Origin of the sequence: Candidatus Phytoplasma phoenicium (assembly GCF_001189415.1) — a bacterium.
GTDB lineage: Bacteria > Bacillota_I > Bacilli_A > Acholeplasmatales > Acholeplasmataceae > Phytoplasma > Phytoplasma phoenicium.
The window spans coordinates 1-8,374 of the sequence record NZ_JPSQ01000066.1 but is presented as its reverse complement, the minus strand read 5'-3'; the positions used below and the strand labels follow the sequence as shown (position 1 = coordinate 8,374).

The window sequence follows — 8,374 nt, the reverse complement described above, 5'->3', positions numbered from 1 at the left end:
TTTATTGAACATGTAAAGGATATTTGAAAATAGAATCTAAAATACCTGTTCCTGCAGGAATCAATCCGCCTACAATAACATTTTCTTTTAAACCATATAAATAATCTACTTGACTTTTAATCGCTGCATCAATTAAAATTTTAGTTGTTTCTTGGAAAGATGCTGCAGAAAGTAAAGAATCACTTTTCAAAGCCGAACGAGTAATTCCTAATAAAACTGGTCTTCCTGCTGCTAATCTTTTATTTTGTCGTAACATTTGTTCATTAGATTTTTTAAATTCTTTAATAGAAACTTCTAAACCTGGTAATAAATGAGTGTCACCTTCATCGATAATAACAATTTGTTTAAACATTTGTCTAATAATAATTTCTATATGTTTATCACTAATACTAACACTTTGTGATTGATAAACTTTTTGTACTTCTTCTAAAATATATTTTTGTGTCTCTTCAACATCACTAGCTCTTAATAATTCTTTTAAATCAATAGAACCTGTAGTTAATTTTTGACCTGCTTTTACTTGCATATTCTCTTGAACCAAAATTTCAATATTAGGATAAAGAGAATAATGATATGTTTGGGTTGGTTGTTCGTTAGAAGTGATGATAATAAATGGTTTTGAACCATGATGTTCTACTTCTGTTACTAAACCATCACATTCGCTAATAATTGCTTTTCCTTTAGGTTTACGAGCTTCAAACAATTCTTGGATCCTAGGTAATCCTTGAGTTATATCAGAAACTGCTAACACACCTCCAGTATGAAAAGTACGCATAGTTAATTGTGTTCCTGGTTCTCCTATAGATTGTGCAGCAATAACTCCGACAGCTTCACCAATTTCTACTTTTTGATTTGTTGCTAAATTTAAACCATAACATTTAACACAAAGACCATGTTCGCAATTACAAGTTAAAACACTACGGATTTTCACTTGTGTAATACCTGCTTGAATAATAAAAGGGATGATTTCTTTTGTAATCATTTGATTTTTAACAACAATAATTTCTTGTGTTTGCGGATGTACAATATCTTCGGATGCAAAACGACCAAAAATACGTTCCGATAATAAGATAATTTCTTTATCATCTTGTATAATTGATTCAATCCAAATATTTTTATCACTTTGGCAATCTTCTTGCGTAATAATATTATCTTGTGCTACATCTACTAAACGACGCGTTAAATAACCTGATTCTGCTGTTTTTAAAGCAGTATCAGTAGAAACTTTACGAGCACCATGTGTAGAAATAAAAAATTCTGAAACTGTTAAACCTTCTTTGAATGAAGTTTTTACAGGGATTTCTAAAATTTCTCCTTTAGGGCTATTCATTAAACCTCTCATCCCTGATAATTGAGAAAAGTTCGAAGCGTTACCGCGTGCTCCACTATCACTAATCATAAATAAATTATTATCTTTAACAAATTCTTTCATCAAACCTTCTTGAATTTTATCACGTACTTGTTTCCATTCTTTAATAACTAAACTCTTTTTTTCTGTACTTGTTAAAAAACCATAATCATACCATTTTTCGATTTGAGATATTTTGTTTTCTACATGATTTAATAATTCTGCTTTTTTGGAATAAACATTAATATCAAAATGAGAAATAGTAATACCAGCTAAAGTAGCGTATTTAAAACCTAAATCTTTAATATTATCTAACATTTTTGATGTAGAAGTAATATTACTTTGTTTAAAAACACGACCAATAATCATAGAAAGAAATTTCTTTTTAAAAGGTTCAGGTGAAGGAATTTGCGATAATAAATTTTTTGGATCGACCCCTCGAGGAATAAAATACAAATCTGGTGTTTGAATTTCTAAATTGGCAATAGTAGGTTCCTGAATATAAGGAAAATTAACAGGTAAAATATTATTAAAAATTAATTTTCCTAAAGTTGTTACTAAATATTTTTCTTTTTGTTCTTTAGTAAAAAATGATTCAACATTAACAGTTTTAATCAAAATACGTGTATGTAAATCAATATATTTATTAAAAAACGCTAATTCTACTTCTTTTAAATCAGAAAAAATTTTACCTTCATTGCGATGCTTAAATTGATATTCTTGATTTTTATGTTGAGCATTATATCCTGTAAAAATATGTTCTTTTCTAGATTCAATAGTTAAATAATAATTACCTAAAACCATATCTTGTGAAGGAGACAAAACTGGATGTCCATTTTTAGGATCTAAAATATTATTAGACACCAACATCAATAAACGAGCTTCTGCTTGAGCTTCTAATGATAAAGGTAAATATACAGCCATTTGATCACCATCAAAATCTGCATTAAAAGCAGCCGTTACTAAAGGATGTAATTTAATGGCTTTTCCATCAATTAATTTTGGTTCAAAAGCTTGTATACCTAAACGATGTAATGTAGGAGCTCTATTTAATAACACCGGATGTTCTCTAACAACTTCTTCTAAAATACTTAAAATATATTCATTCATTTTTTCATATAAAGTAATAGCGCTTTTACGATCAATACCTTTAGCTTCTTGCAACTTATTAAGAATAAAAGGTTTGAATAAAATCAAAGCCATTTGACGAGGAATTCCACATTGATGTATTTTTAAATCAGGACCAACAATAATCACAGATCGTCCAGAATAATCAACTCGTTTTCCTAATAAATTTTGACGAAAACGTCCTTGTTTTCCCCTTAACATCTCAGAAAGAGATTTTAAAGTTTTATTTTTCTCCATATTAGAAGTATTTTTTTTATTAACTTTCACATTATCAAATAAAGAATCAACTGCTTCTTGAAGCATTCTTTTTTCATTTTTAATAATTAACAAAGGAGCTTTTTGTTTAATTTGTTTTTTTAAACGATTATTGCGGTTTAAAATACGACGATATAAATCATTAATATCGGTAGTAGCAAAACGACCACCATCTAAAGGTACAATAGGCCTTAAATCTGCAGGTAAAACAGGAATAACATCTAATACCATCCATTCAGGTTTATTATCAGAATGATTAAAAGATTCGATAATTTCTAATCTTTTAATTAAAATATCTCTTTTTGGTTTAGAAACTTTTTGTAAAAGTTGACGTAATTCTTGGATTTTTTGATTAAGATCTAACTCTTGTAACATTGTCTTAATGGCTTCTGCTCCTGTTAAAGCAACAAAGTTTTCACCATAACGTGTTAAATATTGTTCATATTGTATCGCCGAAATAATTTGTTTCTTTTGTAAATCTGTGTTTCCTGATGAAAAAACAATATAAGAAACATAATAAGCTATTTCGGATAATTCTTTAGCTTTAATACCTAATAAAATAGCTAAACGACTAGGAGAACTGTTTAAATACCAAGTATGCACCACAGGTGAAACTAATTCAATATGCCCCATTCTTTCACAACGTACTTTTTGTTCAGTTATTTCTACACCACATTTAGGACAAATTTGAAATTTTTTAAGAGTTTGTTTTTTTAAACAAGAACATTGTAAATCTTTGGAAGGTCCAAAAATTTTAGGACAAAATAATCCTCCGATTTCGGGTTTAGCTGTACGATAATTAATAGTTTCATAATTAATGATTTCGCCATAAGACCATTGTCGGATTTCATGAGGCGAAGCTAAACGAATTTTAAAATATTCATATTCTCGACTACCATATTTTTTTTTTAATTTGTGTTGTCTGGTTAAGGGATCGACAATAGAAGAAAAAGGATTAACGATAGTTTCTTCTTTTGATATATCATCAAAAAATTTTTCACGATAAAAAGCTAAAACATTATTGATTTGTTTTACATAAAGAGCATTATTTTTCACTAAATTCCATAAAAACATTTTATCGACTTGCAAAATATTTTGACAATTATAAATACTGTTTTCAATTAGTAACTGAATTAACCCATCTTTTAAATTTAAATTAGATAAATTTTCAGGCAAAAAATGTTTTTTTAAAAAAGGAATAATTTCATCCAAAAATTCCTGTGTCAATAAGGAACATAAATCTTCTAAAGTATAAGAATTAAAATCTGATAAATAATTAATTCCAATTAAATTCAATCCTTCTAAAGTTCTTTTGGCAATAGACAAATCTTCTAATTTCGTCTTCAAATTCATAATTAACAGCAAATCACTCCTTTTTATTTATTATTAGTCACTAAAGAATAATTAGCTTTGTTTTCTTTCGTATCTGTTTTTATTAATTCTACATGAAGACCTAAAGCTTGTAATTCCTTAGCAAAAACTCGAAAACTTTGAGGAATAGAAGGTTTAGGTAAAGGTAAACCATTCACAATAGCATTATAAGTTTTATTTCGTCCTATTAAATCATCACTTTTAACAGTTAAAAGTTCTTGTAAAGTATGAGCTGCACCGTAACCATACAAACTCCACACTTCCATTTCTCCTGTTCTTTGCCCACCTGGTCCGCTAATACCTTGTCCACGTGTTGCTTGATTAGTAATCAAAGTATAAGGACCAACGTTTCTTGCGTGTAATTTATCATCCACCATATGTGATAATTTAATCATATAAAGAACTCCTACCGAAATTGGCTTGTCATAAGGTTCTCCTGTACGACCATCATATAAAATCATTTTACCATCTATAGGTATATTAGCTTCTTGCATAATATCTTTTAAATCATTATTATTGACTCCATCAAAAACAGGTGTAGCAACTTTAATGTTTAATTTACGTGCTGCTAATCCTAAGTGCATTTCTAAAATTTGTCCAATATTCATTCGACTAGGAACCCCTAAAGGATTCAAAATGATATCAACAGGTGTACCATCACTCATATAAGGTAAATCTTCTTTAGGTAAGATACGAGAAATTACTCCTTTATTACCGTGACGCCCTGCTATCTTATCACCTTCTTTAATTTTACGTTTTTTAGCAATATATACGCGTACACTTTCGTTTACTCCAGAATAAGCTAAATTATCACCATTTTTAACAGAAAAAAATTCTACACTTTGTACGATACCATTTTCACCATAAGGAACTCTTAAGGAAGCATCTTTATAATCTCGAGCCTTTTCCCCTATAATAGTTTGGATAAGTTGTTCATAAGGAGTTGATTCTACAACGCCACCTCGTGGCACAATTTTTCCAACTAAAATATCGCCTTCTTTTACTTCAGAACCTGGAATAATAACACCTCTAGCATCCAGATTTTTTATAGCTTCGGCACTGACATTAGGAACTTCTCTAGTAATTTCTTCTTTTCCTGCGCCTTTTTTTAATTCCATAGTTTGTATTTCATATTTGTTAATATGATATGAAGTATAAATATCATTTTGAACTAAGCTTTCTGAAATAATTACAGCATCTTCGTAATTGTAACCATCTAAAGTCATAAAAGCTACTGTAATATTTTTTCCCAAAGCTAACTCTCCTTGAGAAGTGGCAGGACCATCAACTAAAATATCGCCTTTTTGTACAAATTCATTTTTGCAAACTAAAGGTCGATGTAAAACTAAAGTATTTTGATTAGATTTTGCAAAAGTCATTAATTCATAAGTTTTTTCTTTACCATTCATTTCTTTAATAATGATTTTTTGAGCATCTACATAAGAAACATAACCGTCTTCTTCAGCAAGAATCAAACATCCTGAATCTTTAACAATACGATGTTCTACACCTGTACCTACAATAGGTGCTTCAGGAATCAATAAAGGTAAAGCTTGACGTTGCATATTAGTACCCATTAAAGCACGTGATGCGTCATTATGTTCCAAAAAAGGAATAATCGAAGTCGCAACAGAAACAATTTGTTTTGGTGAAACATCCATGTAAGAAATATCTTTAGGTTCATAAAACCCTGTTTCTCCGTTTTTTCGTGCAATAATTTTATTTGATTTCAAAGTATTATCTGCATTTAAAAGAGAATCAGCTGATGCAATCACTTCATCTTCTTCTTGTATTGATGTTAAATACTCATATTGTGAAGTGACTTTTGACAAGTTATTTTTATGTATCACTTTTAAAAAAGGAGTTTTGATAAAACCATATTTATCTACTTGAGCATAAGTAGCTAAAGAAGAAATTAAACCAATCGAAGGTCCTTCAGGAGTTTCAATAGGACACAATCTTCCATAATAAGAATTATGCACATCACGTACTTCAACGCCTGCGCGATCACGATCAATTCCACCTGTTCCTAAAGCAGAAATCCTTCTTTTTTGTGTTAAGATAGCTAAAGGATTAATTTGTTCCATAAAATGAGATAAACGAGAACGACCAAAAAAAGCTTTAATAATAACACTTAAAGAAGCAAAATTAACTAAATGACCAGGAGTTGTTGAATCAAATTTACATGTAGACATTCTATCTTTAATATTTTTTTCAGAACGTGTCAACCCAATACGAAATTGATTTTTTAAAAGTTCCCCTACTAAACGTAATCTTCTGTTTCCTAAATAATCAATATCATCTGCTTTTCCGATATTATCATATAAATTTAAGTAATAACTAATGCTAGCAATAATATCAGATAAAATAATATGTTCTTTTTGTTCTGTTTGATCATTACCTATAACTTTAATAAATTTTTTATTATTATAATCATCTAAAACGTAAATATTCAGAACTTCATTCCAAATGACTTTCTTTTTTATCCCCAACTTTAAAGTTTGTGTTAAAGGATTCTTTTTTAAAAAATAGTTCACAATTTTTTTATCCAAAAATTTTTGATTTTGTGATAAAAAATTCAAAACTTTATCATCTACTAAAGTATCAGCTTCTACTAAAATTTCTTTTGTTTGGTTATTTAAAATATGATTTTTTAAATAAATATTAGTATTTTTTGGTTCTTCATCTTTAAAATAAGCAAGAATAGTCGATTCATTGCCTTTATGTATTTCATTTTCTAAACTAATTTGTGTATTTAATAATTCTACTCTAAAACAATGACGTTGATTTTTTAATTGTGCAATAATCTCCTTTGTTAAAAAAGTTCCTTTAGATATTAAAATTTCTTGATTATTAGGATTTTTGATATCTTGTGCTAAATAAGTGTTTTCAACACGATTTAAAATATCTAATTTTTTATTAAGTTTAAAACGGCCAACCGAAGATAAATCATATTTTTTAGGATCGAATAAACGAGTTCTAATAAATTCTCTAGCTGCATTAGCTGATACTTTTTCCCCTTGATGTAATTTAGAATAAAGTTCTACAATAGCCTCTTGAGTATTAGAATCATGTTCTTTATTAAAACTTAAATCTAATAATTCATGTTTACCAAACACCTCTTCAATTTCTTGTTGATGATTAAAACCTAAGGCAGAAATAAATTTAGTTAAAGAAATTTTTTTGGAACGATCTAATTTAACATATAAAATATCTTTATTACTTTGTTCGTATTCAATCCAAACACCTCTGGATGGAATAATTTGGCCTTCGAAACGCATTTTATTTAATTTAACATCAAAATTTTCAGTAAAATAAGCTCCTGCAGAACGAATAATTTGTGCAATTACAACTCTTTCGGTTCCATTAATAATAAAAGTACCAGAAGGAGTCATTAAAGGTAAATCAGTCATAAACACACAAGATTTTTGTATTTCACCAGTAATGACGTTTTCTAATCGAACATTGGCAAATAATTCTGCACAATAACTAAAATCCCTTTTACGTGCTTCTTGAATACTTAATTTTGGATCTGTTAAAAAACAATCATCAAAATGTAATTTTAAATCTCCGTTATAACTTTCAATAGGCGAAATATTTTTTAAAGACTCTTGAATTCCTTTTTTTAAAAATAAAGCAAAAGATTCTATTTGAGTTTTGATAAGATTAGGTAAATCAATATTAAAATTGATTTTAGAATAATTTCGACGTACAACTTTTTTACCATATTCAACATCATGATATTTTTTCATTTTTTGGTTTCCTTATCACAAATTATTATTTAGAAAATAAAAACCTAAGATATATTATTTTTCTTAGGTTTTACTCTTGAAAATGTTAGTTTAATTTTAAATATTATTTTAATTCCACAGAAGCGCCTAATGATTCTAATTGTTCTTTAGCACGTTGAGCTTCTTGTTTGCTAATACCTTCTTTAATAATTGTATCTGGAGTTTCTATTAATTGTTTAACATCTTGTAAAGTGAAATTATAAAGATCACGAAGTGCTCTCATTACAGGAATTTTATTTTTAACATCGCCAAAAGTTTTTAAAATTAATTTAAATTCTGTTTGCTCTTCTGCTCCATCATTAGAATTAGCATTATTTCCTGAAACTGTATTAGCTAAAGATGAGTTAGAAAGATCAATGCCAAATTCTTCTTTTAAACCTTCTACTAATTCTTTAATTTCTAGTAAAGTCATTCCTTTTAAAGCTTCAATGAAAACTTCTTTGTTCAACTTAGTCATTCTCGACTTCCTCTCTTTATATAT

General features: G+C 28.3%; 3 protein-coding genes. All 3 read right to left on the bottom strand.

The window, feature by feature from the left end; all coding sequences use genetic code 11:
• Nucleotide 1: 1 nt before the first annotated feature.
• Entirely contained in the window at nucleotides 2-4,084 is a 4,083-nt protein-coding gene (gene rpoC, locus AlmWB_RS01600; RefSeq protein ID WP_050337420.1) for a DNA-directed RNA polymerase subunit beta', read from the bottom strand.
• Between the two features lie 23 nt (nucleotides 4,085-4,107).
• Entirely contained in the window at nucleotides 4,108-7,854 is a 3,747-nt protein-coding gene (rpoB, locus tag AlmWB_RS01595; protein ID WP_050337418.1) for a DNA-directed RNA polymerase subunit beta, read from the bottom strand.
• A 103-nt stretch (nucleotides 7,855-7,957) separates the two neighbouring features.
• Complete coding sequence (gene rplL / locus AlmWB_RS01590; RefSeq protein WP_050337417.1) at nucleotides 7,958-8,350, bottom strand: 50S ribosomal protein L7/L12; 393 nt, start codon at nucleotides 8,348-8,350, stop codon at nucleotides 7,958-7,960.
• Nucleotides 8,351-8,374 lie beyond the last annotated feature (24 nt).

Excerpts from the sequence above, each read along its gene's own strand:
- rpoC (WP_050337420.1), bottom strand. The coding sequence starts at position 4,084 with ATGAATTTGAAGACGAAATTAGAAGATTTGTCTATTGCCAAAAGAACT.
- rpoB (WP_050337418.1), bottom strand. The coding sequence starts at position 7,854 with ATGAAAAAATATCATGATGTTGAATATGGTAAAAAAGTTGTACGTCGA.
- rplL (WP_050337417.1), bottom strand. The coding sequence starts at position 8,350 with ATGACTAAGTTGAACAAAGAAGTTTTCATTGAAGCTTTAAAAGGAATG.